The following is a 24,069-nucleotide window of genomic DNA, read 5'->3' as shown; positions in this document are numbered from 1 at the left end:
TTGTCACAAAAAAAAGCCGGACTGCTCCGGCTTTTTTTATCTCTAATGAGATACGATTACTTAGCGTAGGCCACCGAACGCATTTCGCGGATGACGGTCACTTTAATCTGACCGGGATACTGCATCTCTTTTTCGATCTTCTGCGAAATCTCGAATGACAGCGTACCTGCGCGTTCGTCGGTGACGTGATCAGCATCGACCATCACGCGGAGTTCGCGACCGGCCTGAATGGCGTAGCACTTTACCACGCCCTGGAAATTAGTAGCTAATTCTTCGAGTTCTTTCAGGCGTTTAATGTACGATTCCATCATCTCGCGGCGGGCACCGGGCCGTGAGCCCGAAACGGCGTCACACACCTGAACGATCGGCGAAATCATGCTGGTCATTTCAATTTCGTCGTGGTGAGCACCAATAGCGTTGATCACTTCGGGGTTCTCCTTGTATTTCTTAGCCAACTCCATACCCAGCAAGGCGTGGGGTAGTTCGGCTTCTTCGGGCCATACTTTGCCAATATCGTGGAGCAGACCGGCTCGTTTAGCCAGTTTGGCATTCAGTCCCAGCTCGGCGGCCATCGTAGCGCAAAGCTTCGCTACTTCGCGCGAGTGTTGTAGCAGGTTCTGCCCGTAGCTCGACCGGAAACGCATCCGACCAATCATCTTGATCAGTTCGGGGTGCAGACCGTGAATGCCGAGGTCGATCACCGTGCGCTCACCGATTTCAACGATCTCGTCTTCGATGTTCTTGCGCGTTTTGGCCACAATCTCTTCAATCCGGGCGGGGTGAATACGACCATCCTGCACCAGGCGGTGCAACGAAAGCCGGGCCACTTCGCGTCGAACGGGATCGAAACCGGAAATAATGATGGCTTCCGGCGTGTCATCTACAATGATTTCAACGCCCGTAGCGGCTTCCAGCGCCCGAATGTTACGCCCTTCGCGACCAATGATTTTACCCTTGATATCGTCTGATTCGATGTTAAAGATCGATACGCAGTTTTCAATGGCGTGCTCGGTAGCCGTGCGCTGAATGGTATCGATAACGACTTTTTTTGCTTCTTTGGTAGCGGTTAATTTCGCTTCCTCCAGCATGTTTTTCACGTAGGCCGAAGCGCGGGTATCGGCTTCTGCTTTCAGCGTGTCAACCATACGTTCCAGCGCCTGATCGGCGGATAGGCCAGCGATTTTCTCGAGTTGTGATACTTGTTCAGCCAGCATTTTGTCGGCTTCAGCCTGTCGGCGGTCAACGTCCTCGTTACGCCGATTCAGTGCCTCAACCTGCTGGGTTAAGGCACTTTTTTGCTGTCCAACCTCATTTTTGATCAGATTGATCTCGTTTTTCAGTTGGTTTAACTCGCCCTCGCGGGTACGTTGCTGATCAGCTTGCTGAGCCAATTGCTGTTCACGCTGCTTTAGTTTGGCTTCATTTTGCTGAAGCAGACCGCGTTTTTCGTTGGTTTGTTCTTCAAATTCGGCTTTCAGACGAAGGAATTTCTCTTTCGCCTCCAGCATGCGGTCTTTCTTGATGGTCTCGGCCTGTAGTTCGGCCGTTTTCAGGATATCGGCGGCCTTGGCTTCGGCTTCCTGCTGTTTATCGGCAATGGCGCCCTGAAGCGATTTTCGCCCCATAAAAACACCGATACCTGCGGCAATTACGCTGCACAGGATAATCAGTATTATGCTTGTCGTTGTCATTAATTGGTCTCGTTTGGGTTGAACACAGTTCATTATGCACCCGCTACAACACCGGTTCCCGTGGGGAGAAGAAGACCATTGCGCTACCTACGAGAGGCTGGGCGTGATGATCTGGTTTAATTGGGCAATCCTGTCATAAATGCGATTTTGCATCTGACGAGCCTGATCTTCTGACTTCAGACTCGCTACCAAACAATCAAGGGCCACCAGGGCCAGAATGTCCTGCGTGTCACGCACGCCCCGGCTTCGGTGTACCTCCATGCGTTCGCGAATAAGCTTACCAGCGTCGCGCAGAAAGACTTCTTCCTCCGGTAACGATTTAAAGCGGTAGTCGCGGTCGGCAATTTTGATATGTATCGCTAGCCGTTCTTCCATTGTGTGTGTGGCACTGGCCAACCGGCCCAAACTGCTTGGGTCGGGGTACGCTATTGGTGTGTTATGACAAGGTACTCAGATGGGTAATGCACCGGTCTAAATCCCGGATGTACTCATCGAGTTTCTGCTTTACTTCTTCACGGGCAACCGCGTCGGGCAGGTTGCTGCTTACAAGTTTACCAAAATCTTTCGACTTTGTAAACGCGGGTGGACTATCCACCCCTTTTTTCTGGTGCCGTTTTAACTGCTCCTGATGCTCCCGTATCGTTTTCTGGTGGTCGGCATTTTCGCGTTCCAACTGCTCAATGCGCTGCCGTTGCTGAGCCAAACGCTCAGTCAAATCAAAGACTTTGTGTTCAAAATCTTCCAGCAGTACAAAAAGTCTCGATTCAGAAACCATCCTTCTAACCGTTTACCCCACCCCAACCCCTCCCCGTCAGGGAGGGCCTTCAGACCCGGCCATTTAGCAGAGCTGTAGCCCCTCCCTAACGGGGAGGGGTTGGGGTGGGGTAAACACTAAACCTATTTTCTAATAATTGCTCCTAATTCTTTTTCAAACTGATTCATAAGACGTTGCATCGTTTTGTCGATCACGGCGTCGGTGAGGGTTTGGGTGGCATCCTGTAGCGTAAAACTCACGGCGTAAGCTTTTTTACCGTTGCCCAGGTTGTTACCCTCATAAACGTCGAACACGTTTATACTCCGTAACAATTTCCGTTCCGTTTGCACGGCTAGTTTCTGAATCTGCTCAAACGACACAGCCTTGTCGACGACTAGCGATAAGTCGCGCCGTACTTCGGGGAACCGCGGAACCTCCATGTAACTGGTTTTGGCGCTATATCGTTTAGTTAGTAAAGCCCAATCGAAATCAGCGTAATAAATTGGTTGCTTTACATCGGCTAATTTAGTGAGTTTTGGTTGTACTAACCCGAAAGTAACAATCGCTTTCTTATTAAGTGTGTAGGTTAGACCGTATTGGAATAGGGCAGGGTCTGCTCCTTGCTGGTCGGTTGGTTGAATACGTAGTGAAGCCAACACCGTATGAACGGCCGATTTTAAATCATGAAAAGCTATTGACTGGCCTTTTTGCTGCCAGCTCTCGGCCGTTTGATCGCCTACCATTGCCAGCGCCAACCGGGGCGATTCGTGGTATTTTTTGGGCGAACCGGTTTCTGACTCGCCCTCTGTATGACTGCTGCCATACACTTTCCCGAATTCAAATAATTTCAGATCGCGTTGACGCCGGTTGAGGTTATACATCAGCGCTTCCAGCATTGAGAACAACATGCTTTGACGCATCACCGACAGCTCATCGCTCAACGGATTCAGCAACCGAACGTCGGCTAGTGGTAAACTGGTGCGAATGGCATCGTGATAAGCCGGGCGGGTCATCGAGAGCGACATGGCCTCAACAAATCCGTTGGCCGCCAGCACCTGACCAATGCGCCCCTGCAACTGGTTTACATCGGTGGTCGGAAATTCTGACAGCGTATTGGCCGAGAGGTTAGCCGACAGAGGTACGTTGTCGAGGCCGTAAATGCGCAGAATTTCTTCAACGATGTCGGCTTCACGCGTTACGTCGACCCGGTAAGGAGGCACTACGGCCACAAAACCCGATTCGGTCAACTCGGCCGTTTGAATATCCAGTGCGTGAAGAATCTCGATGATGCGCTCGCGGTCGATCTGAATACCGATGAGCCGATCGATGTTGCGGTAGGTGACGGGTATGCTGAAATCAGTGATGGGTGTCGGGTAAATGTCGACAATCTCCGATGTAACGCTGCCGCCCGCTACTTCCCGAATGAGGATAGCCGCATACTTCAGCGCAAAAAGGGGCATGTTGGGGTCGGTGCCGCGCTCGTATCGGAACGAAGCGTCGGTTTTCAGGCCATGATGTTGCGCCGTTTTCCGAATCGAAGCGGGTGAGAAGTAAGCACATTCCAGAAAAATACGGGTTGTTTTTTCCGAAACGCCCGATGTTTTTCCACCAAACACACCGCCAATGCACATGCCTTCGCTGTCGCCGTTACAAATCATGAGATCCGTAGCCGATAATTTCCGTTCAGTGCCATCGAGGGTGACGAACGACGTACCTGCGGGCAGCGTTTTAACCACTACTTCACCCGTAGTAATAACGTCGGCATTGAACGCGTGCATGGGCTGCCCCAGTCCATGACACACAAAATTGGTGATGTCGACGATGTTGTTGATAGGTGTAAGACCGATGCTGAGTAGCCGCTGTTTCAGCCACTTGGGCGATTCGCCAACGGTGAGCCCGCTCATGGTTAGACCCGTATAGCGTGGGCAGGCATCCGTGTCTTCGACACGTACCTGAAGGGTAAAGTCAGTAGAGGCCACCGCAAACGCCTCAACCGAGGGCCATTTGATGGGGTTTCCCAACACAGCCCGGAGGTCTCGGGCTACGCCGAGGTGCGAAGCCGCGTCGGCCCGGTTAGGGGTCAGCCCAATTTCAATGCGCGAATCGGCTTCCAGGTCGAAGAAAGCAGCGGCGGGCGTTCCGTTGGGTACGTCGGTGGTGAGCACCATAATACCCGCATGCGATTCGCCTAATCCGATCTCGTCTTCGGCGCAGATCATGCCTTCTGAAGCCGCCCCGCGTATTTTGGCTTTCTTGATAACCAGCGGTTCGGCTGGTGCCCCGGTACTGTTTTTCGGGTAAAGCGTGGCACCAACGGTAGCAACGACAACACGTTGCCCGGCTGCTACATTGGGCGCGCCGCAAACGATGTTCAACGGCTGTTCGCCCCCCACATCCACGGTGGTGATGCTGAGTTTGTCGGCATCGGGGTGGCGTTCGCAGGTTAGCACGGTGCCAATGACAACACCCCGCAAGCCACCCGGAACCAGGTCGATGCGTTCGATGCCATCTACTTCAAGACCGGTACTGGTGAGGATATGATCCAGTTCTTCCGGCGTTTTATCAACATCGATAAACTGGGTAAGCCAACTATAGGAAATGTTCATGTGTCTATCAAAAAGCCCGACTGTCGGAAGTCGGGCAAAACTTTTAGCTACAAAAATAAGCAAGCTTACACGGTTTCAGGCGTGATCATGCTATTTCAGGTTCAAAGTCCAGGGTTCAACGTCCAAAGCTGCATCGCAGATTAGCAGAGCCGCTTTGAACGTTGAACCCTGGACATTGAACTCCCTTATTTCTGCACATACTGTTCGCCGGCCTTAATGGCTACGGGTAGTTTGTTTTCAGGTGGCGGAAGTGGGCAGGCGTAGGATGGGTTGTAGGCGCAGTAGGGGCTATAGGCAGCGTTGAAATCGATTACCACCTGATTATTGGCCACCGCGTCGAGGTCAATATCGATGTAGCGTCCGCCGCCGTAGGTTTGCTGGCCCGACGTGGCATCCTGAAACAGAACACTTAGCGAATTCTGAAATTTGAGCACGAGTAGCCTGCACGCTTTATTATCGACTGTAAACGTAGCATGGGCGTATTTCTCGTAAATCTCGTCGGTGCCGTCTGTCAGTTTAATAACGAGTTTTTCCGCTTTCCCTTCCGGAAACGGTTCCAGCTTGGCCATTACCCTGAAACTGGGGTCAGCCTCGAAATAGGTAAGTCCTTTAAACGTCGCTTTATCAGGAATCGGTGATTCGGCGTTGGTGCGCATATACTCGTCTTTCTTGTCCCGTTCGGCCTGAAGTTCGGCGCGATACGCAACCGGGTCAACGGTGGCTGTATTGGCCTGATCGGGAAGCATGAAGAGCCAGATCACAGCCGCTAACACGGGAAGGGTAATAAGCCAGAAGATGGGTTTTTTCAGAATATTGGCCATAAGGAGCGCAAAAAAGTCTCGACAAAGCTACAGGTCAGGCGGGATAGGCTATACTGGCATCCGCTTTTTTCCGTTTACTTTCGCTAAATGATTCCTTTTCTTGATCTGGGACGAATAAATGCACCGCATCTGGCTCGCATCAGGGCGGCAACCGAGCGGGTGTTATCGTCAGGCTGGTATGTGCTGGGCCCTGAAGTAGCCGCTTTTGAAAGCGCATTTGCCAGCTATGTGGGTGCCTCGCACTGCATTGGGGTGGCCAACGGGCTAGAAGCGCTGACACTTGTGTTGAAAGCCTGGGCATTCCCGGCAGGCAGCGAAGTGATAGTGCCCTCAAACGCCTATATCGCGTCGGTGTTGGCCGTGACACAGGCCGGTCTTATACCTGTGCTGGTAGAACCCGACCCACGTACCCACACCATCGACCCTGAACGGCTGGCTACTGCGCTAACACCGAATACTCGGGCTATTTTGCCGGTTCATCTCTACGGACGCGTGACTGATATGGCTCCGCTGCTGACTTTCGCCGAAGCGCATGGCCTCCGGGTGCTCGATGATGCCGCGCAGGCACACGGTGCAACGTACCTGGGCAAGCAGGCAGGTACGTTAGCGCATGCAACGGCGTTTAGCTTTTACCCTACCAAAAATTTGGGCGCGTTGGGCGATGCGGGTGCCATCACGACAAACGATCCCGAACTGGCCACTCAACTCCGTATGTGGCGGAATTACGGTTCAGCGCAGAAATACCACAATAACGTACCCGGCCACAACAGCCGCCTCGACGAGCTTCAGGCCGCTATTCTATCTGAAAAATTACCTTTTCTGGCTGAAGAAAATGCCCGCCGCCGTCAGATTGCCCGCCGGTATCTGGCTGAGTTGACCCTGCCCGACCTCATTTTACCCCCCACCGATTCGATCGAACAGGATGTTTGGCATCTGTTTGTGGCCCGGCACCCGCACCGCGATGCGCTTCGGGCCTATTTGCAGGAGCAGGGCATTGGCACCGATGTTCATTACCCGGTTCCGCCACACCGCCAACAGGCCTACGCCGGTCAGTGGCCCGCAGACGCTTTCCCGATTGCCGATCAGCTACACCGCGAAGTGGTCAGCCTACCCTTAAACCCGACGTTGACCGATGAGGAAGTAGATAAAATCATAACGGTAATCAATCAGTTTCCCGCCCTGTTGTAGCCAAACAAAACCTACATTTCCCTTCCACTATGAACCTCGATCAATTCACCGCCTCGTTGCAGGACAAAATGCCGTCTGCTGAGCTAAATCCTATACTGACCGCGCTGTGGCATGATGCGCGGGGCGAGTGGGAAGCGGCGCACAACATTGCCCAACTAAAAGAGGGGACACCCTCATACGACCACTTACACGCCTACCTGCACCGAAAAGAGGGCGATGTGTTCAACGCGGGTTATTGGTATCGCCGCGCCGGCAAGCCCGTTTTTAAAGGATCGCTGAAAGACGAATGGCAGGAGTTGGTAGGTACATATCTGTAGCGTAGGCATTCAACAGCGTAGCGTCGGTAGTCCATCCGATCGAGCTTGTTGGCAGATTACTATGGGAAATAGTATTCTACAGAAAGAAGCTAACTACCAAAACCAGACTGATTGATAGCAGCGAGAAGGAGCCGTATAAATAGGGTCCCCTCAACTGATCTTTCCGGACAATTCTCGTAGTTGCAATAACCAGCAGCACAACAAGCAGAATCATCACCGGTATGGTGAGTAGCTCCTGGAGAACGCCTATCAATACGTAGTCGAATTTAAGTATGTGCGCGTTAAAGTAGAGCAGCAATAGATAGCACACTACGGCAACGCTTGCAAAAAACAGGGTCTTATTTTTCATGGCTTTCAGCTGGTGCAGCCTATTTGAGAACACTCGTTCGGGGTACGACGAGGGAATATACTCAGTAAATTAGAAAGGGGGCTTTGGTATACCTAAAAATCATCGTAAATACCTCATCCGAGGTATTTGTACTTAGCTTATCGACTTAGTTCTTTGCGGCCCTGTGCACAATTTGTATTTCCATACAATCGGGCGCAGACCACGCAGGTCCCCAAAATCGGGACCCGCTCTCAAGTAACTATTTCTTATCACAAGCAAGACAATCAAACCCATGAAAAAGAAACTAGTAGCCGCCGCCGTATTGGTGTTATTGAGTACATCAGCCACATTTGCCCAAATGGGTGGTGTTATCAGCACCCAGGGCAAAGATGGTACAGCACCGGGACCGCAGGCCACCAATAATCAGACAATCAACTTTTCGAAAGGTAATAAGTTAGCAGATGTAGGGGGAGTTGCTACTTCAGGTGGTGGACAGGCCGGATTGAAGCTAACCCCTAATGCGCTTGTCCTGGAAAAGTATACCATGGTTACCGGTGGAGATGACATGGGAACGCACGCAAACGAAGTCTGGTCAATACCTCTTTCAGGGGCAGTGAAAGAATTAGTATTCCAGGCGGATGGTAATATGGCGGTGCTCGACACGAATGGCAAAGCGTTGTGGAGCACAGGAACAGGCGGTAAGGGGGATCACCTTAAGTTTTATCCGGATGGTGTTCTGGAAATTTTCGACAAGGCTGGTGCATCTATCTGGAGAAAATAGGTTCTATCACTTACCCATCTAAAAGGAAGTAACCTTTATCATGAACGTTTATGTAATGTGTCTGTCGCTCTTGTGTGGCAGCGTAGCTACAGCGCAGGTTAACAACTGGTACGCCGGGGTCAAAATGGATAACATGTTGTTTTCGTCCTATATTTTGGCCCATGCGGGTTGGGACGAAAACGAGAACGACACGCTCAGCGTAGATGGGCGCCCGTTTTACATCATTTCTGAAGATGGCACCTCGCAGATCGGGGTCGAGTTAGAACTGATCAGCCGGGCCGATGTGAAAATAGAACTGTTGCCATCCGAAGTTAATACGTACAGCGTCTACCAGGGGAAGCTGGCAAAAGGGCAGTATGGTATTTATCCTAAAGTGAACTACAAATACGAATTTATGCGGAGCCGGACACAACCGGGACCGGTAAACTTGGTGTTTGTATTGTCGGTCAATGGCCGTAAGGTTGGACAGAAAACGCAGACAGTCAGCCTACGGGCCATCTCGGAGTGTCCCTTTTATCTGGCCGATGAAGCCGACGAAACCGAGGAAGACCTGGGTTACATGTTTGCCGCCTACGTCAACGAAGATGATCCGCGGATCGACGCGTTTCTGAACGAGTCGCTTAAAACGGGTATCGTCAGCAGCTTTGCCGGCTATCAGGGTACTGAGGCCGAAGTCATTGCGCAGGTGGCCGCCATATGGGCTACGCTGGGCCATCGGGGCGTTCGTTACAGCAGTATCACCAATACCAGCAGCAATAGTCAGTCAGTGTTTTCGCAGCGTGTACGTAGTTTGGGCGATGTCCTCAAAAACAATCAGGCGAATTGCGTTGATGGATCTGTATTTATGTGTTCGGTACTGAAAGCCATTGATATTCACTCGTTTCTAGTTAAAGTACCGGGGCATTGTTACATGGGATTTTACCTGGACGAGAAGAAAACCAAGCCGTACTTCATCGAAACTACATCGATTGGCGACGCGGGACTTACTGGCCTGAAAATAGGGTCGGAGCAGGCTAAAAAACAGGCAATGATCAGCCTGCGCAGCGCAGCAGCGGTGGCCCGTAAAGACTATATGGCCAACGCTAAAGAGTTTGATAAGGAGGATTCGGAGTACCTTAAGATCGACATTGATGAGGCCCGCGAGCTGGTTAAGCCGCTTGGTCAGTAACCATACGTAGATCTGTTTCATCAAAGGCTAACAACGTACCTGAAAAAAAAGGCCGCTCCCAAAAGGGAGCGGCCTACGTTCGTCGATGAATTGGTAATATTGTTAGTTCAGAACTTCTTCTGTCAGTAAATCGTCTACAGCAACCAGTGGTAGACCCCATGCGTCGGCAACGCCTTTGTATACCACTTTCCCTTCCACCACGTTAAGTCCGGCTTTCAGTTCGGCATTGTCGCGGCAGGCTTTCATCCAGCCTTTGTTGGCTAGTTGCAGGGCATACGGAAGAGTAGCGTTGGTGAGGGCTATGGTGCTTGTGTAAGGAACCGCGCCGGGCATGTTAGCTACGCAATAGTGAACCACGTCGTCGATAATAAACGTCGGATCTTCGTGGGTAGTAGGGTGGCATGTTTCGATGCATCCGCCCTGATCAACCGCCACATCGACCAGTACTGTGCCGGGGCGCATCAGTCTCAGCATGTCGCGGGTGATGAGGTGAGGGGCTTTGGCACCTGGAATCAGCACAGCACCAACAATCAGATCGGCGGTTTTAACTTCTTCCCGAATGCTGTATTCGTTCGACATCATGGTGTCGACGTTAGCGGGCATCACATCGGCGAGGTAACGCAAACGGGGCAGGCTAACATCCATGATCGTAACATGCGCACCCAAACCAGCTGCCATGCGGGCAGCCTGAGCGCCCACAATACCCCCGCCCAGAACAAGCACATTGGCTGGTTTTACACCCGGCACGCCACCGAGCAAAATACCCCGGCCTTTCTGTGGTTTTTCCAGATAAACAGCTCCCTGTTGAACAGCCATACGACCCGCTACCTCCGACATCGGAACCAGCAACGGAAGGCTACGGTCTGTTTTTTCAACCGTTTCGTAAGCCAGGCAAATAGCTCCTTTCGCAATCATGGCATGCGTGAGCTCTTCCGACGATGCAAAGTGGAAATAGGTGAACAGCAGTTGGTTTTCCTTGATGAGCGGGTACTCCTGCGCAATCGGCTCTTTCACCTTGATGATCATCTCGGCAATGGCGTATACCTCTTCAATGGTGGGCAACATGGTGGCTCCGGCTCCGATGTATTCCTCATCGTTGAAGCCACTGCCAACCCCGGCATTGACCTGTACATACACCGTATGACCCTGCTTGCGCAGTTCAGCCACGCCCGCAGGCGTCAAAGCCACACGGTTCTCGTTGTTTTTTATCTCTTTGGGGACGCCAATGACCATGTGCTTTCTGAAGTTGAGGACTGCTTTGCTCTAGTACTTACAAAACTAAAATATCAATAACTGTTTTCTAGTAACGACTGTATATTTGGGAAGTAAGTCCTGATTATTGGTAACTGTTAGAAAAAAAGTCTGTTTCTGTTTAGTTTTGATATGATTTTCTATTCATTTTTCCGTTCGTTTACCACTATATGGAGTTAGATAAGATTGACCGGGCGATACTGACCCTGCTTCAGGCCAATGCCCATCTGACGATTCAAGAAATTGGTCAGCGCATTAGCTTATCGAAAACGCCGGTTCATGAACGGATCAAGCGCCTGGAGCGGGAAGGCGTTATTGCCAGGTACGTGACAGTGCTCGACAAGAAGAAGATAGGTAACCCGCTGGCCGTTTTTTGTCAGATCACCCTCGACAAACAGACCGCCGATAATTTTGCTGGTTTCGACCGGGCCGTGCTGGAACTTCCCGAAGTACTAAGTTGCCATCTGGTGTCAGGTACGTTCGATTACCTCATCCACGTAATCGTCTCGGATATGGATGCGTACAACCATTTTTACCGCGAACGCCTGTCGGTAATTTCCGGTATCGTACACATCAGCAGCTTTTTCGTCATGACCGAAGTGAAAAGCACTACGGCAGTGCCTGTGTGAGGGGTGATATGGTTAAGAGTGAAGGGTGATGTGGTGAAGGGTGAGGGATGACAAAAGCACTGCTGCCTCACCCTTCACCACATCACCCTTCGCTCTTCACCAATTGAAACATATACAGAAAGGATATTATCCTATGGGGGAAATGGATCGTTGGATAAGTATCTGAGTAGGCTGGCATACTATATCTGTGGTGGTAACGTAATTTGATGTGACAGGCCGGGCCCATTGATGCCCGTTTCAATCACTTACGTTATCATCTTTTCATGAAAAATTCTCCACGTTGGGGTCACGCTTGCTGGCTGATCTTCGGGCTGTTGGCCTTTTTTGCTGCCTGTAAAAACCCTGAGCCGGTAGTGCCTCCCGTACCCGTAGTGGCAACGGTGACCAGTATCGATCCGGCATCTGCCCCGGTTGGCACTACCATTGCCATTAACGGGACAAACTTCAACACCACGCCCGGTAGCAATACGGTTGTTATTGGTGGTGTTGTCGCTACTGTCGTTTCAGCAACAGATACCCGATTGGTCGTTACAGTGCCGGAAGGTGCGCAAAGTGGTGCTATTGCCGTTACGGTGGGAGGGAACACAGTGCAGAGCCCAACATCGTTTACGGTAACGCCAAAACCATTAAAACCGGTTGTAGAGCTTCGGGGTACGCTGTTTAGAAATCGAAACCTGTCGAAAGATACGATCTATCTGTTGCGAGGGTTCGTGTATGTGGCCGCTGATTATACCATGACCATTCAGGCCGGAACAGTAATTAAAGGTGCTGGTGCCGATCTGGACCCACTGGGGCAAAGCAATGCAGGTACGTTGGTGGTTGAACGCCGGGGTAAGCTGATTGCCAACGGCACGGTTACCGAGCCTATCGTATTTACATCGAATAAACCCGTCGGACAGCGTTTTGCCGGTGATTGGGGAGGCGTTGTACTGATTGGAAAGGCACCCACGAATCGGCCCGGTGCCACTACCTACGCGGGTGGTATTCGGGGAACAGCCGAAACCTACAACGAGCCGGAAGACAATAGCGGTTCGTTACAATACGTCAGAATTGAATATGCCGGAACAGGGCAACGCGGTACGCCAACTGGTAAACTGTCGGGGCTGACATTGATTGGCGTTGGCACGGGTACAGTGATTAATCACGTGCAGGTAACGCAGAGTAGCGGCGATGCCTTCGGCTGGTTTGGCGGTAACGTGCGCGCCAAATACCTGGTGGCTAACCGAACCACCGACGATGATTGGAGCACCGATTGGGGTTATACGGGTCTGGTGCAGTTTGGTGTTGCCCTGCGCGATGCCACCGTAGCCGATCCATCGGGCAGCAACGGGTTTGACTCGCAAAATTACGATCCGGGCGAAAACGCCGACGGCACACCGCTGACACGCCTAAACGGATTGCCCCAAACAGCACCGGTTTTTGCCAACATGAGCAACTTCGCCAGTAGCACCACGCCGACCGCCATCACGGCGGCTACACCCGCTCTGGGTTATTATCAGTCGGGCATCCATTTGCGCCGTAACACAGCCATCAGCATCTATAACTCCCTGATTTTCGGATATCCTGAAGGTGTACGGCTGGAGGGGTCGCTTACCGGCCTTGGTGCCAGTCTGACAAACGGTGCGATTGATCTGCGTGGTAACGTATTTGCCAACACCCTGTCGCCTGTCGTGGGTGGCGGGGCTGTCACCGATGCGGTAGCCAACACGTACCTGACCACTAATACCCGCTCGAACCAACTGGTTGGCTCGGGCGATATTGGCGCATTAGCCCTGAACGGCGCTAATTTCAATGCGGCGGCACCGAACTTCCTCCCACAGGCGTCATCTACGTTGCTGGGCGGTGCAGTGACCGGCGGTAAACTGGCTGATTCGTTCTTCACCCAAACCGCTTATCGTGGCGCATTCGGCACCGAAAACTGGACCACGGGCTGGACAAACTTCAACCCACAAAACACAGATTACGACCGGTAGCTTTTAAACCTATTTTAAACCTATAAGGTCTTCGAAGACCTTATAGGTTTGGTTTTCGATCTACAAAAAAGGCTCTCTGCGGAAGTAGAGAGCCTTTTTTGATATGTTACTGCGAAGCTAGCACGAGGAAATCCTCGTGCTTATAATATCGCAAGCATCTGCTTGCACAGCGCGAAAGCGCAAGGGTAGCTGGTTAATTGTTCGCTACAGTTAATTCTCTACCCTTGCGCTTCCGCGCAGCAAGCAAATGCTTGCGACATTATAAGCACGAGGAAATCCTCGCGCCAGATTCGGCCAGTAGCTGTGCGGACTAACCTACCTCTTCGTCGGTTTAGCGCTCATGTAGAACGTTAACTTTCCGCCTTTTAACAACTCATCGTGGGTGATAACGGGCTGCGTTAGGGTGTTGCCGTTGAAGATCACTTTCGAGACATACACGTTTTTGTCACTCTGATTCACGGCTTCGATGTTGAGCGTCTGACCATTTTCCAGTGCTAGTTTGGCGCTTTTAACCAGCGGACTCCCCAGCGAATAATCAGCCGAGCCGGGGGCTAAGGGGTAAAAGCCCATGGCAGAAAACAGGTACCACGCGCTCATCTGACCGCAGTCGTCATTGCCACCCAGTCCGTCGGGGGTGGGTTTATATTGCATGCGCAGAATCTGGCGAATCCTTTCCTGCGTACGCCAGGGTTGACCGGCCCAGTTGTAGAGATAAGCGATGTGGTGGGCCGGTTCGTTGCCGTGGATATAGCCGCCAATGATGCCTTCGCGAGTGATATCTTCGGTTTCGGCAAAGAACTTGTCGGGCAGGTTCATGGCGAACAGCGTATCGAGCCGGGCCGCAAATTTCTTCGCGCCACCCATCGTCTCAACCAGCGCCGCCGGATTCTGCGGAACGAAGAAGCTGAAGTTCCAGGAGTTACCTTCGATGAAACCCTGCCCGTCGGTGCTGTACACGTCAAACGCCTGCTTGAACGACCCATCGGCCAGGCGGGGGCGCATGAAGCCGATCGATTTGTCGTAGACGTTTTTCCAGTTTTCCGAGCGTTTCAGGTACGTTGCGTAAATATCCTGCCGGTTCAGTTTCCGGGCGAGTTGCGCAATGCACCAGTCGTCGTACGCATATTCAAGCGTGTTTGATACCGACGTGCCGTTGGCCGTTGCCGGAATATAGCCCCGGTCGATGTACTCGCCGATGCCTTCGTAGCTGCGGTGGTTCGAGGTAGCAATACAGGCGTCGAGTACCTGGTTGGGATCGCCTTTGAACACGCCTTTGATCACCGCATCGGCTAGTACCGACACGCTGTGGTAGCCGCTCATACACCAGTTATCGTTGGCGTAATGAGACCAGACTGGCAGCATCTTCAGCGTACTTTGGTCGTAATGTTTTAGCATCGACTGCACCATGTCGTTGTTGCGGGCGGGTTGCATCAGGTTGAAAAATGGGTGCAGCGCCCGGTAGGTATCCCACAGCGAAAAGGTGGTGTAGTTGGTGAAATCCTTCGCCTCATGCACACCCTGATCCAGCCCTTTGTACTGCCGGTTCACGTCCATGTAGGTCGTGGGGTTGATGAAGGCGTGGTACATGGCGGTGTAGAAATTCACCTTATCGGGCTCGGCGGCGTCGATCTGAATTTTGTTCAACTCTTTGTTCCAGGCCGTTTGCGCTTTCTCTTTTACCTGCTCGAAATTCCAGTGCGGTACCTCGGCCCGCATATTGGCCAGCGCGTTTTCCTGACTGACCGGCGACAGGGCCATCTTCAGTTGAACCTGCTCGCCTTCGTTTGTGTCGAAATCGAAATACATCCGAATCCGTTTGCCCGCAATGTCCGGGAAGTTACGCGTCTGATCGAATTTGCGCCAGAAGCCTTTGTAAACCTGTACTTTATCGAGGTTTTTCTGGCCGTATGATTTGAAGGGTTTTGAGAACGAAAGGGCGAAGTAGACCGTCCGGGTACGTGCCCAGCCGTTGGTTTGTCGGTAGCCGGTTATCAGCGTATCGTTCACCACGCGCACAAATGTCCAGACGGTTTTATCGTCGTAGTTGTAAATGCCAGCGGCCAGATCGAGAATGATGTGCGACTGATCGGACTTGGGAAAAGTATACCGATGAAAGCCCACGCGCTCCGAAGCCGTCAGTTCGGCCGTAATGGCATGATCGTCGAGCTTGACCTTGTAATAGCCCGCCTCAGCTACTTCGTTGGCATGCGAAAAAGCCGACCGGTAGCCCGTTTTAGGGTCTTTGGCCACGCCGGGGTTGAGTTGCAAGGTGCCCTGCGTCGGCATGATCAGGAAATCGCCTAGATCGGAGTGGCCCGTGCCGCTGAAATGGGTGTGGCTAAAACCCGTAATGGTCTTGTCTTCGTATTTGTACCCTGCACAGTACCGGTACACGTCGCCGTTGTATTTGCCATTGAAGTCGTACGACAGCGTGTCGGTATCGGGACTAAGCTGAACCGACCCAAACGGAACGGTAGCGCCGGGGTACGTATGCCCCATCTTTTCGGTACCAATCAGCGGACGAACGTAGGGGACTAGGTTTTGTTGAGCGAAGGAAAGCAGGCAGAGCCCCTGCAACAGAAAAATACAGCATAACTTGATCATGTTTCAAGATATACCCATTTGCTGGAAGTATAGGTTGAAAGAGGCGAAAAGCAGTCGTAACACGGACTTTAGTCCGTAAGAGCATAGACTGGGCATCACGCTTACGGACTAAAGTCCGTGTTACGGTATAATCACCTCGCCATGTGTTTGCTTCATCACGGTTCGTAGGGCCGGCTTTACGGTGCCGAACGCCGTTATGGCGACTTCGCTCAACCAGGATTGGCCAAAGAGCTTTTGCACGGTTCGCCCCACCCAAAGGCGTTTGCTGAACAGCGACGACCAACCCAGTTGGTAGGTACGTTCCAGTTTAGAACGCGTGATTTCGTTGCGCAGAAAACGCGTCGATAGCCCGCTCACGAGTTTAGCGCCGTGAATGGCCATCGCCATGCCGTTTCCGCAAAGGGGCGTGATCAACCCGGCCGCGTCGCCCGCCATAAGTATATGATGCTCGACGGCTTTTTTAGGGGCAAATGAGATTTCGTTGATCACTTCGGGACGATCGTACAGGAACGTACCTGACTCGAAAACGGCCCGCAGATGCGGATTCTGGTAGAGCACCGCCTTCTCCATCGCGCCGATGGAACCATGTGCCCGCACGTTGGACCGGGTTGTCAGGTAGCATAGGCAATACTTGTCATCCTCAATGGCCGACATGCCACAATAGCCATCCGGGAAGTTGTGCAGGGCAATAACGTCTTTCGGGAAATCGATGCCACTGATATGGTATTTCACGCCAACATACGGAGACGGTTGAGCCATAAAAGCCCGGTCCAGCGTCTTGTCGAGCTTCGCCCGTTTGCCGAACGTACCCAACACCAGCCGGGATGTCAGTGCATCGCCATTAGACAGGGTAACATTGAATTGATCGTTTGAAAAATGCACATCATCGACGCTAAGGCCAAGTCGAAAATTGACTCCCGCTACTACGCCAAGCTGATACAGTTGCTGGTCGAGAACGTACCTGGAAATGCCGAAACCGCCCAGATCCAATGGCGAGGTAAGTAGCTTCCCGGATGGGGCCGATAGCCAGAACGTGCTGATCCGGGCGGCGTTGAGGCCGTCCAGATCAACGCCCAGCGACTCGATGTAGGGGCGCACTTCGTTGGAGACGTACTCGCCGCAGACCTTGTGAAAGGGGTACGTTTTTCGTTCCACCAACGTGACGCTAAACCCGGCCCGAGCCAGTTCCAACGCACTGACCAGCCCCGCCAATCCTCCCCCGATGATAAGTACATCCTGCATAGTTGGTAAACTGGTTTTCAAGCCACAGAGTTACGCAGAGATGTACGGAGTTTCACAGAGCACTTTGTCTCCTCTGTGAAACTCCGTACATCTCTGCGTAACTCTGTGGCGAAACTCACCCGCGAAAACTTACTTTTGCCCTATGCCGACCTCTATTCAGAACTTATCCGCCGACTGGCAACGCCAGTACCCAACGTACCTGAACGACTATCAATCGGGGAAGACGAGCTACGTGCCTAACCTGTTGCCACAAACAGCCGTTCAGTTTTCGGTCTACCAAACGCTTGATATTCTGCAAAAACGGCTGGGCACCGAACTGATGCGGAAAGCATTAGATCCGCAGCAGACTGTTGCCTCGCCGGTGTTAGGCCAGCAAAACGGCGCGTGGCTGAAACAGAGCCGCATGGTGGGTATCAACGTGCGCACCATTGGTTCGTTCTGGAATGTAGTCAACTACATGCTGACGCTGCCCGCCTGCCATGATAGCATTCACCTGCTGCCTATCTGGGAGCCGGGCGTAGTGGGTAGTCTCTACGGCATGGTCAGCTGGCAGATTAACCCCGAATTCTACAATGTTGATCTGGCCCGGTTTATCCCCACGCTTGATACTGTCGATAAGCAGTTGAAAGTGGTTGTAAACCTGATTCACGCGATGGGCCGAACCGTGGGCATGGACGTGATTCCGCATACGGACCGGTTCTCGGAAATGGCGCTCGTGCATCCGGCTCTGTTCGAGTGGGTTCACCGCGACGGACACCGGCTGGTTGATCATTCCGAAGGCGTGTACCGGCACGTAGAAGAGGTGATCTGGCAGTTTCTGCACCTGAAAGGTACAGCCGATGAAAGCCCGATCACCTACTCGAAAAGCGTCTTTTTCTCCACCCAGATTCCCCTACTGACCGACGAGCAGCGGCATCTGATTCTGTTTGGTCGTCCCGGCGACTATGGCGGCCGACTACAACGTCGACTCGATCTGATCCGCCACCTGACTACGCAGGGGTTCGAGACCCTGCCCATGACCATGGCACCGCCCTATCGGGGGCTACACATCGTGCCCGATGATTTCGTAACGGATGAATTTGGGCAGATTTGGTATCAGTATAGTTTCAATCAGCCGCAGCAGTTCTCGCGGGTGTTTGGTCCGTTGGCGCGGTATAAATTCTACCATAGTCATGACGATAACCGCGACTGGCAACTCGATTTCGACCGACCCAATCAACCCGCCTGGGATTATATCTGTCAGCACGTACACGCCTGTCAGCAACGGTTCGGGTTCGATTTCATGCGCGGCGATATGGCTCACGTGCAGCTTCGGCCAGACGGTGTGCCCGTCACGCCCGACGCCCATTATGATCCGCTGAGGACTATCAAGCATTACGTACAGGCCAAAGGCACGCCGCATTTCGCGTTTTTCGCCGAAACCTTTCTGGCCCCGCCCGATACCATGGCCTATGGTAACGAAGCCGATCACCTCGAAGCCATCGACGCCGACAGTACACTGGGCGACCTGCAATCGATGGTCGTTGGTTCAGGTACATTCAACAAACAATTGGCCACGTACCTGGAACTGGCCGAAACACGTCAGTTTGCGCCCAATTTCACGGTCATGACTGCCGATAAAGATGACCCGCGTTTCGATGAATTTTACCAGACGGGTAACCTGTTCCGGTATTTCGTGAGCCTGTTTCTGCCCGAATTGCCCAGCTACGTCGGCCTGGGCTTTGAAGTACGTAATCAGCACGATGAACGGGGCGCCAACGAAGAGTACACCAAGCTATACGTGTTCCGCATTGCCGACGAAGAACAACTCGACAAGGTAACGCACGGACCGTTTGTCTGGGGCCAGAACGCCGATCAGTTTGTGGCCATTGGCCGGATGCGCGCTTTTGCCGAACAAATCGGGACTGACCTCGCCGGTCAGTCGGTAACCTGGATACAAAAGCCTGATCCGAACGCGTCGGATGGCACGGCCCTGGCCTGGCAGGTAGGCGACACGTACCTTTTCACCGCTGCCGTTGGTAACGTACCTGCGCCGGCTGTTCAGGGAATGCTGATTTTCGAAGAAAACGGCTGCCGGGTCTACCGGATTGGTTGATATGTGTCGGATGGTTGATGTGTAGGGGTAACCCCTCGTGGTTACCCGCCATGCGTCAGCAATACGTATGCGTCAGCAATCGTATGCGTCAGCAATCGTATGCGCCAGCAATACGCATGCGTCAGCAATAACCGTTCATGTACCCAGTCGCCATCCCATTTTACCGTTTGTTGCTGACGCGTCGCGGGCGGCCCATCGTGGCCGCCCCTACATATCAACCATCCGACCCCAAATTCAACCTAACCTTATTTCGCCGGTTCGGAACAGAGCCTGATGCGATTTTGTTAATTTTGTACGATACGTTCTTAAACAGTTGCGAACGGTTTTTACGTTACGCGCGCTTTCACCGGCAATCGCCAACCAATCATGAGCAAAGAAGTTGAACTCTTAGAGAGCATTACCAACGCCGAGTACAAGTACGGGTTTGAAACCCTGATTGAAGCGGACGAAGCTCCCAAAGGGCTGAACGATGATATTATTCGCTTCATTTCTGCCAAGAAAAATGAGCCCGAGTGGCTGCTGGAACGCCGCCTGGAGGCTTTCAAGCTGTGGCAGACAATGGAAGAGCCCCACTGGCCAAACGTCAAGTACCCTAAGATTGACTATCAGGACATTATTTATTATTCAGCCCCCAAGCAACAGAAAACAGTAGGCTCGCTCGACGAGATCGACCCTGAACTGCGGCGTACGTTTGAGCGATTGGGCATCTCTCTGTCCGAGCAAAAGCGGCTGTCGGGCGTAATTGACGAACCCGTTGATGCCAATGGTAACCCTATTGAGCGCCCCCGCGTAGCTGTCGATGCTGTTATGGACTCGATTTCGGTAGCCACAACGTTCAAGAAAGAACTGGCTGAGAAGGGAATCATCTTCTCGTCGATCTCCGAAGCCGTTCACGATCATCCCGAACTGGTGAAGAAGTACTTGGGCTCGGTCATTCCGGCCAAGGACAACTATTTCGCTGCGCTGAATGCCGCTGTGTTTACCGACGGTTCATTCTGCTACATTCCGAAAGGCGTTCGTTGCCCCATGGAATTGTCGACCTATTTCCGTATCAACGCGGCGGGTACCGGTCAGTTCGAACGTACGCTGATCATCGCCGATGAAGGATCATACGTAAGTTATCTGGAAGGATGTACGGCGCCGATGCGTGACGAAAATCAGTTGCACGCCGCCTGTGTGGAATTGATCGCCCACGATAACGCCGAAATTAAATACTCGACCGTTCAGAACTGGTACCCCGGCGACAAGAACGGTTTGGGTGGCGTTTACAACTTTGTGACCAAGCGTGGTATCTGCGATGCCAACGCCAAAATTTCGTGGACGCAGGTTGAAACCGGCTCATCGATTACCTGGAAGTACCCTTCGGTTATTCTGAAAGGTGATAACTCGATCGGTGAGTTCTATTCGGTGGCAGTTACCAACAACATGCAGCAGGCCGATACGGGTACCAAAATGGTGCACATCGGTAAGAATACGAAAAGCCGGATTGTGTCGAAAGGGATTTCGGCGGGTAAGAGTCAAAACTCATATCGTGGTTTAGTTGAGGTGATGAAACGGGCCGACAATGCCCGTAACTTCTCGCAGTGCGACTCGTTGTTACTGGGCGATAAATGCGGTGCACATACGTTCCCATATATCGAAGTAAAAAACCAGTCGGCCACGGTAGAGCACGAGGCCACTACGTCGAAAATTGGTGAAGATCAGCTGTTCTATTGCAATCAGCGCGGTATTCCTACCGAGCAAGCCGTAGCCCTGATTATTAACGGATATGCCAAAGAAGTCCTGAATCAACTTCCGATGGAGTTTGCGGTTGAAGCCCAGAAATTGCTGGAAATCAGCCTTGAAGGGTCAGTAGGATAAGAGTCACGTATTGATATAAAAAGAGGGCAGACACGGTTGAACGTTGTGTTTGCCCTCTTTTTTTTGCCAGTAAGGAGCCAATCACTGTGGAACCGTCACCGTGTTCTGCCCTGCCTGAAGTTCACCCAAGTGGGTAAACTTGAAGCCTTTCTCATGTTTCAAGCCATATCCCATCAGACGATCCATGGCTGAATGACCGAAGAGGATAACACCCGTCAGCATCAGGATAGGGCTGGCTAATAAAAGTCCAGCCATACCGATCAAAATGGCTATGCCTTTATGGTGAAAGAGATTGTAGGTAAACGCGCCAATTTTTGCGTTGATCAGGTAGCCAACCATACCGATATCGGGCAGTAAGAGTAGGGCAGGGTAAAGCCACCAAACAAAGGGCAGCTTTGAAAAGAGCAGAATAGAGAGGGCGAACTGAGCCGCTTCTTCGAGACTAATGAGCGTTTTCATACGATTGATGGCCTTTCGACCACGTTTTGATTACGCTACAAAGGTGAATATTGGGTGTCCTACAACTTCTTAACAATAGATAAGAAATCGATTGGCATGCTTCGGAATATGCTCGCTACCTGCCCGTAACGATTTCATAACGTACCCGGAGAACCGACTCGCGCTAGTGATGTCGACCTTTGGCATCATGGCCTGGATCGCTCTTTGTTTGGCAGCTATTTGTCAGACCCTCTGGACGTACTCACTGAAATACGCTGACTTTACAGCACTCACTGCACTGCGCTTTAGCCCAATTGTGCTTGGGCCGGTGCTGATCAATATTGTATCGGGACTGGCCAATGTCTTTTTCCTGAACATCGCATTTAAACACGTTCCGCTCACTACCGCCTTCGGTATCTGGACCGCAGGTACGTTGGTGTTTATTAAACTGGTCGATGTGTTATTTTTAAAAGCCCCCTGGTCATTCGCCGAGCTATTTTTCGTCGGTTTGCTAGCCGTGGCGATCATCGGCCTAAAATGGTCGGCACCTAAGTGAAGAGCGAAGGGTGAGGAGTGAGGTGCAAAAGGTAATGCGCTGCTATGAGGCAAGTCCGTAAGTTTGTAGCGAATTACCTTTCGCATTTCACTCCTCACCCTTCGCTCTTTACCCATGGATTCTCTCCAATTCCCAATCGGCCGCTGGTCGGGCCAGGCTAACTTTACTACCGATGAACTACGTACCCGTATTGAGCAACTCCGTGAACTGCCGGGGCAGTATCGTCAATTGACCGAATCGTTGTCTGACGATGAACTGGCACGTACCTACCGCCCCGGAAGCTGGACAGTCCGACAACTGGTGCATCACGTGGCCGATACACATCAATGGCACTACTTCCGAATCAAGCATGCGCTGACCCTGCCGGAAATTGCGCCGGGAATGTTCAGTAGTGTGAATGATTGGGCAACCCAGCCTGACGGATACGATCTGCCAATAGCGCCATCGCTGGCTATTTTGGAAGGGTTGCATGAACGGCTAGCTTATCTGTACGAGCATATGTCGGAAACCAATCTGCAACGGGCCTATTACCATCCGTTCCGGCAACTCAACGTGTCGCTGGCGCAGGCGATCGATATGGTTGTCTGGCATGCACAGCACCACCTGGCGCATATTCGGCTGGCGTTATAGGGTTTAACGTCTAAAGGTCAAGGTCTAAAGGCTTCGCTCATCACCACTCAGGTAAATTAGCGAAGCCTTTGGGCCTTGACCTTTAGACGTCAAACTCCTTTCTATTCCACAACAACCCCCATCGAGCAGAACTTGTCGATGCGGCTGTCGATGCGTTGTTCCGGCGTCATGGCGTTCAGTTCGGCCAGCGTGTCCAAAATGGTTTTTTTCAGAATGTCTGCCATAGCCGCGTGGTCATGGTGCGCGCCGCCTAGTGGCTCATCAATGATACCGTCAACGAGTTTGAACGACTCCATATCGGCGGCGGTGAGTTTCAGGGCTTCGGCGGCCTGCTCTTTGTAATTCCAGCTACGCCATAGAATAGACGAGCATGATTCAGGCGAAATAACGGAGTACCAGGTGTTTTCGAGCATCAATACGCGGTCGCCGATGGCAATGCCCAACGCACCTCCTGATGCCCCTTCGCCAATGACGATACAGATGACCGGTACTTTCAACATGAACATCTCTTTCAGGTTGCGGGCAATGGCTTCTCCCTGTCCGCGTTCTTCAGCTTCCAGACCAGGAAAAGCACCCGGCGTATCGATCAGTGTAATGATGGGCCGGTTGAATTTTTCGGCCAGTTTCATCATGCGCAACGCCTTACGGTACCCTTCCGGATTGGCCATGCCAAAGTTTCGCTGCTGCCGCTGTTTCGTGTTACGCCCTTTTTGCTGACCAATGATCATAACCGTATGACCATCTATCTCGGCAAAACCACCAACCATCGCCGGATCATCGCCTACTGTACGGTCGCCGTGGAGCTCGATGAATTGATCGCACATCCGTTCAATATAATCGAACGTGTAGGGGCGATCGGGGTGGCGTGATAATTGTACCCGTTGCCAGCGCGTAAGGTTCTTGAACAGGTCATGCCGAAGGCGGTCAATGCTCTGTTCGAGGGTCTGCACCGCTTCTGAAACGTCGATCTTGCTGGTTTCAGCCAGCCGCTTCATTTCGTCTAACCGGCCCTCCAGGTCGGCAATGGGCTTTTCAAAGTCGAGGTAGGTCTTCATATAGTGAATGAAGAATTAAGAATTAAGAATTAAGAGCGCGCCACCGCAGCGGCGGACCGCTCTTAATTCTTAATTCTTAGTT

Annotated in this window: 21 protein-coding genes; 10 read left to right on the top strand and 11 right to left on the bottom strand. The window is 52.1% G+C overall.

Annotated features, from left to right (window positions below):
* Positions 1-56: 56 nt before the first annotated feature.
* The 5 genes from rny to ACAW87_RS20285 all read right to left on the bottom strand — a co-directional run bounded on the left by rny (position 57) and on the right by ACAW87_RS20285 (position 5,872).
* Entirely contained in the window at positions 57-1,691 is a 1,635-nt protein-coding gene (gene rny / locus ACAW87_RS20305) for a ribonuclease Y (RefSeq protein ID WP_370725469.1), read from the bottom strand.
* Between the two features lie 87 nt (positions 1,692-1,778).
* Entirely contained in the window at positions 1,779-2,066 is a 288-nt protein-coding gene (locus ACAW87_RS20300; protein ID WP_370725468.1) for a cell division protein ZapA, read from the bottom strand.
* A 61-nt stretch (positions 2,067-2,127) separates the two neighbouring features.
* Entirely contained in the window at positions 2,128-2,466 is a 339-nt protein-coding gene (locus ACAW87_RS20295) for a hypothetical protein (RefSeq protein WP_370725467.1), read from the bottom strand.
* 122 nt (positions 2,467-2,588) lie between these two features.
* Positions 2,589-5,051, bottom strand: a complete 2,463-nt coding sequence (gene pheT / locus ACAW87_RS20290) for a phenylalanine--tRNA ligase subunit beta (protein ID WP_370725466.1) — start codon at positions 5,049-5,051, stop codon at positions 2,589-2,591.
* A 185-nt stretch (positions 5,052-5,236) separates the two neighbouring features.
* On the bottom strand, positions 5,237-5,872 hold the full coding sequence (locus tag ACAW87_RS20285) for a DUF1684 domain-containing protein (protein WP_370725465.1): 636 nt from the start codon (positions 5,870-5,872) through the stop codon (positions 5,237-5,239).
* Positions 5,873-5,959: 87 nt separating this feature from the next.
* Here ACAW87_RS20285 and ACAW87_RS20280 point away from each other — a divergent pair, with 87 nt between their 5' ends.
* Together ACAW87_RS20280 and ACAW87_RS20275 are read left to right on the top strand one after the other, a co-directional pair.
* Entirely contained in the window at positions 5,960-7,060 is a 1,101-nt protein-coding gene (locus ACAW87_RS20280; RefSeq protein WP_370725464.1) for a DegT/DnrJ/EryC1/StrS family aminotransferase, read from the top strand.
* A 29-nt stretch (positions 7,061-7,089) separates the two neighbouring features.
* On the top strand, positions 7,090-7,377 hold the full coding sequence (locus ACAW87_RS20275) for a hypothetical protein (protein ID WP_370725463.1): 288 nt from the start codon (positions 7,090-7,092) through the stop codon (positions 7,375-7,377).
* 76 nt (positions 7,378-7,453) lie between these two features.
* Here ACAW87_RS20275 and ACAW87_RS20270 read toward each other — a convergent pair whose 3' ends face one another.
* Positions 7,454-7,726, bottom strand: a complete 273-nt coding sequence (locus ACAW87_RS20270) for a hypothetical protein (protein ID WP_370725462.1) — start codon at positions 7,724-7,726, stop codon at positions 7,454-7,456.
* A 271-nt stretch (positions 7,727-7,997) separates the two neighbouring features.
* On the opposite strand from ACAW87_RS20270, the gene ACAW87_RS20265 reads away from it, so the two are divergent.
* Both ACAW87_RS20265 and ACAW87_RS20260 read left to right on the top strand, forming a co-directional pair.
* On the top strand, positions 7,998-8,486 hold the full coding sequence (locus tag ACAW87_RS20265) for a hypothetical protein (protein WP_370725461.1): 489 nt from the start codon (positions 7,998-8,000) through the stop codon (positions 8,484-8,486).
* 40 nt (positions 8,487-8,526) lie between these two features.
* Positions 8,527-9,654 (top strand): hypothetical protein, encoded by a 1,128-nt coding sequence (locus ACAW87_RS20260; RefSeq protein WP_370725460.1) that lies wholly within the window; start codon positions 8,527-8,529, stop codon positions 9,652-9,654.
* A 102-nt stretch (positions 9,655-9,756) separates the two neighbouring features.
* Here the strand turns inward: ACAW87_RS20260 and ald are convergent, their stop codons facing one another.
* Positions 9,757-10,887, bottom strand: coding sequence for an alanine dehydrogenase (gene ald, locus ACAW87_RS20255; protein WP_370725459.1), 1,131 nt, complete (start codon positions 10,885-10,887; stop codon positions 9,757-9,759).
* 188 nt (positions 10,888-11,075) lie between these two features.
* Between ald and ACAW87_RS20250 the strand changes: the two genes are divergently transcribed.
* Both ACAW87_RS20250 and ACAW87_RS20245 read left to right on the top strand, forming a co-directional pair.
* Positions 11,076-11,534, top strand: a complete 459-nt coding sequence (locus tag ACAW87_RS20250) for an Lrp/AsnC family transcriptional regulator (protein ID WP_370725458.1) — start codon at positions 11,076-11,078, stop codon at positions 11,532-11,534.
* A gap of 263 nt (positions 11,535-11,797) precedes the next feature.
* The gene (locus tag ACAW87_RS20245; protein ID WP_370725457.1) at positions 11,798-13,507 is read left to right on the top strand and encodes an IPT/TIG domain-containing protein; all 1,710 of its coding nucleotides are present in this window, start codon (positions 11,798-11,800) and stop codon (positions 13,505-13,507) included.
* A 315-nt stretch (positions 13,508-13,822) separates the two neighbouring features.
* Here the strand turns inward: ACAW87_RS20245 and ACAW87_RS20240 are convergent, their stop codons facing one another.
* The gene (locus ACAW87_RS20240; RefSeq protein WP_370725456.1) at positions 13,823-16,111 is read right to left on the bottom strand and encodes a GH92 family glycosyl hydrolase; all 2,289 of its coding nucleotides are present in this window, start codon (positions 16,109-16,111) and stop codon (positions 13,823-13,825) included.
* Positions 16,112-16,231: 120 nt separating this feature from the next.
* The gene (locus ACAW87_RS20235) at positions 16,232-17,353 is read right to left on the bottom strand and encodes an NAD(P)/FAD-dependent oxidoreductase (protein ID WP_370725455.1); all 1,122 of its coding nucleotides are present in this window, start codon (positions 17,351-17,353) and stop codon (positions 16,232-16,234) included.
* A gap of 142 nt (positions 17,354-17,495) precedes the next feature.
* Here ACAW87_RS20235 and ACAW87_RS20230 point away from each other — a divergent pair, with 142 nt between their 5' ends.
* Both ACAW87_RS20230 and sufB read left to right on the top strand, forming a co-directional pair.
* Complete coding sequence (locus tag ACAW87_RS20230) at positions 17,496-19,448, top strand: hypothetical protein (protein ID WP_370725454.1); 1,953 nt, start codon at positions 17,496-17,498, stop codon at positions 19,446-19,448.
* A 366-nt stretch (positions 19,449-19,814) separates the two neighbouring features.
* A complete protein-coding gene (sufB, locus tag ACAW87_RS20225) occupies positions 19,815-21,308 on the top strand; it encodes a Fe-S cluster assembly protein SufB (RefSeq protein WP_370725453.1) in 1,494 nt (497 codons plus the stop codon).
* Positions 21,309-21,389: 81 nt separating this feature from the next.
* Here the strand turns inward: sufB and ACAW87_RS20220 are convergent, their stop codons facing one another.
* Positions 21,390-21,767 (bottom strand): DUF4260 domain-containing protein, encoded by a 378-nt coding sequence (locus ACAW87_RS20220; RefSeq protein WP_370725452.1) that lies wholly within the window; start codon positions 21,765-21,767, stop codon positions 21,390-21,392.
* A gap of 169 nt (positions 21,768-21,936) precedes the next feature.
* Here ACAW87_RS20220 and ACAW87_RS20215 point away from each other — a divergent pair, with 169 nt between their 5' ends.
* Both ACAW87_RS20215 and ACAW87_RS20210 read left to right on the top strand, forming a co-directional pair.
* Complete coding sequence (locus tag ACAW87_RS20215) at positions 21,937-22,302, top strand: DMT family transporter (RefSeq protein ID WP_370725521.1); 366 nt, start codon at positions 21,937-21,939, stop codon at positions 22,300-22,302.
* A gap of 114 nt (positions 22,303-22,416) precedes the next feature.
* The gene (locus ACAW87_RS20210) at positions 22,417-22,932 is read left to right on the top strand and encodes a YfiT family bacillithiol transferase (RefSeq protein ID WP_370725451.1); all 516 of its coding nucleotides are present in this window, start codon (positions 22,417-22,419) and stop codon (positions 22,930-22,932) included.
* A 101-nt stretch (positions 22,933-23,033) separates the two neighbouring features.
* On the opposite strand, the gene ACAW87_RS20205 is transcribed toward ACAW87_RS20210, so the two are convergent.
* Positions 23,034-23,987, bottom strand: coding sequence for an acetyl-CoA carboxylase carboxyltransferase subunit alpha (locus tag ACAW87_RS20205; RefSeq protein WP_370725450.1), 954 nt, complete (start codon positions 23,985-23,987; stop codon positions 23,034-23,036).
* Positions 23,988-24,069 lie beyond the last annotated feature (82 nt).

Origin of the sequence: Fibrella aquatica (genome assembly GCF_041321135.1) — a bacterium.
Taxonomy (GTDB): domain Bacteria; phylum Bacteroidota; class Bacteroidia; order Cytophagales; family Spirosomataceae; genus Fibrella; species Fibrella aquatica.
The sequence above is the reverse complement of the archived record's forward strand: the minus strand, read 5'-3'. Positions and strand labels throughout refer to the sequence as shown.

Coding starts and splice junctions, on each gene's coding strand:
- ACAW87_RS20260 (WP_370725460.1), top strand. CDS start 8,527: ATGAACGTTTATGTAATGTGTCTGTCGCTCTTGTGTGGCAGCGTAGCT.
- ACAW87_RS20220 (WP_370725452.1), bottom strand. CDS start 21,767: ATGAAAACGCTCATTAGTCTCGAAGAAGCGGCTCAGTTCGCCCTCTCT.
- ACAW87_RS20210 (WP_370725451.1), top strand. CDS start 22,417: ATGGATTCTCTCCAATTCCCAATCGGCCGCTGGTCGGGCCAGGCTAAC.
- ACAW87_RS20215 (WP_370725521.1), top strand. CDS start 21,937: ATGTCGACCTTTGGCATCATGGCCTGGATCGCTCTTTGTTTGGCAGCT.
- ACAW87_RS20285 (WP_370725465.1), bottom strand. CDS start 5,872: ATGGCCAATATTCTGAAAAAACCCATCTTCTGGCTTATTACCCTTCCC.
- ACAW87_RS20295 (WP_370725467.1), bottom strand. CDS start 2,466: ATGGTTTCTGAATCGAGACTTTTTGTACTGCTGGAAGATTTTGAACAC.
- ACAW87_RS20275 (WP_370725463.1), top strand. CDS start 7,090: ATGAACCTCGATCAATTCACCGCCTCGTTGCAGGACAAAATGCCGTCT.
- ACAW87_RS20235 (WP_370725455.1), bottom strand. CDS start 17,353: ATGCAGGATGTACTTATCATCGGGGGAGGATTGGCGGGGCTGGTCAGT.
- ACAW87_RS20240 (WP_370725456.1), bottom strand. CDS start 16,111: ATGATCAAGTTATGCTGTATTTTTCTGTTGCAGGGGCTCTGCCTGCTT.
- ACAW87_RS20270 (WP_370725462.1), bottom strand. CDS start 7,726: ATGAAAAATAAGACCCTGTTTTTTGCAAGCGTTGCCGTAGTGTGCTAT.
- ACAW87_RS20280 (WP_370725464.1), top strand. CDS start 5,960: ATGATTCCTTTTCTTGATCTGGGACGAATAAATGCACCGCATCTGGCT.
- rny (WP_370725469.1), bottom strand. CDS start 1,691: ATGACAACGACAAGCATAATACTGATTATCCTGTGCAGCGTAATTGCC.
- ACAW87_RS20265 (WP_370725461.1), top strand. CDS start 7,998: ATGAAAAAGAAACTAGTAGCCGCCGCCGTATTGGTGTTATTGAGTACA.
- pheT (WP_370725466.1), bottom strand. CDS start 5,051: ATGAACATTTCCTATAGTTGGCTTACCCAGTTTATCGATGTTGATAAA.
- ACAW87_RS20245 (WP_370725457.1), top strand. CDS start 11,798: ATGAAAAATTCTCCACGTTGGGGTCACGCTTGCTGGCTGATCTTCGGG.
- ACAW87_RS20205 (WP_370725450.1), bottom strand. CDS start 23,987: ATGAAGACCTACCTCGACTTTGAAAAGCCCATTGCCGACCTGGAGGGC.
- ACAW87_RS20230 (WP_370725454.1), top strand. CDS start 17,496: ATGCCGACCTCTATTCAGAACTTATCCGCCGACTGGCAACGCCAGTAC.
- ACAW87_RS20250 (WP_370725458.1), top strand. CDS start 11,076: ATGGAGTTAGATAAGATTGACCGGGCGATACTGACCCTGCTTCAGGCC.
- ACAW87_RS20300 (WP_370725468.1), bottom strand. CDS start 2,066: ATGGAAGAACGGCTAGCGATACATATCAAAATTGCCGACCGCGACTAC.
- sufB (WP_370725453.1), top strand. CDS start 19,815: ATGAGCAAAGAAGTTGAACTCTTAGAGAGCATTACCAACGCCGAGTAC.
- ald (WP_370725459.1), bottom strand. CDS start 10,887: ATGGTCATTGGCGTCCCCAAAGAGATAAAAAACAACGAGAACCGTGTG.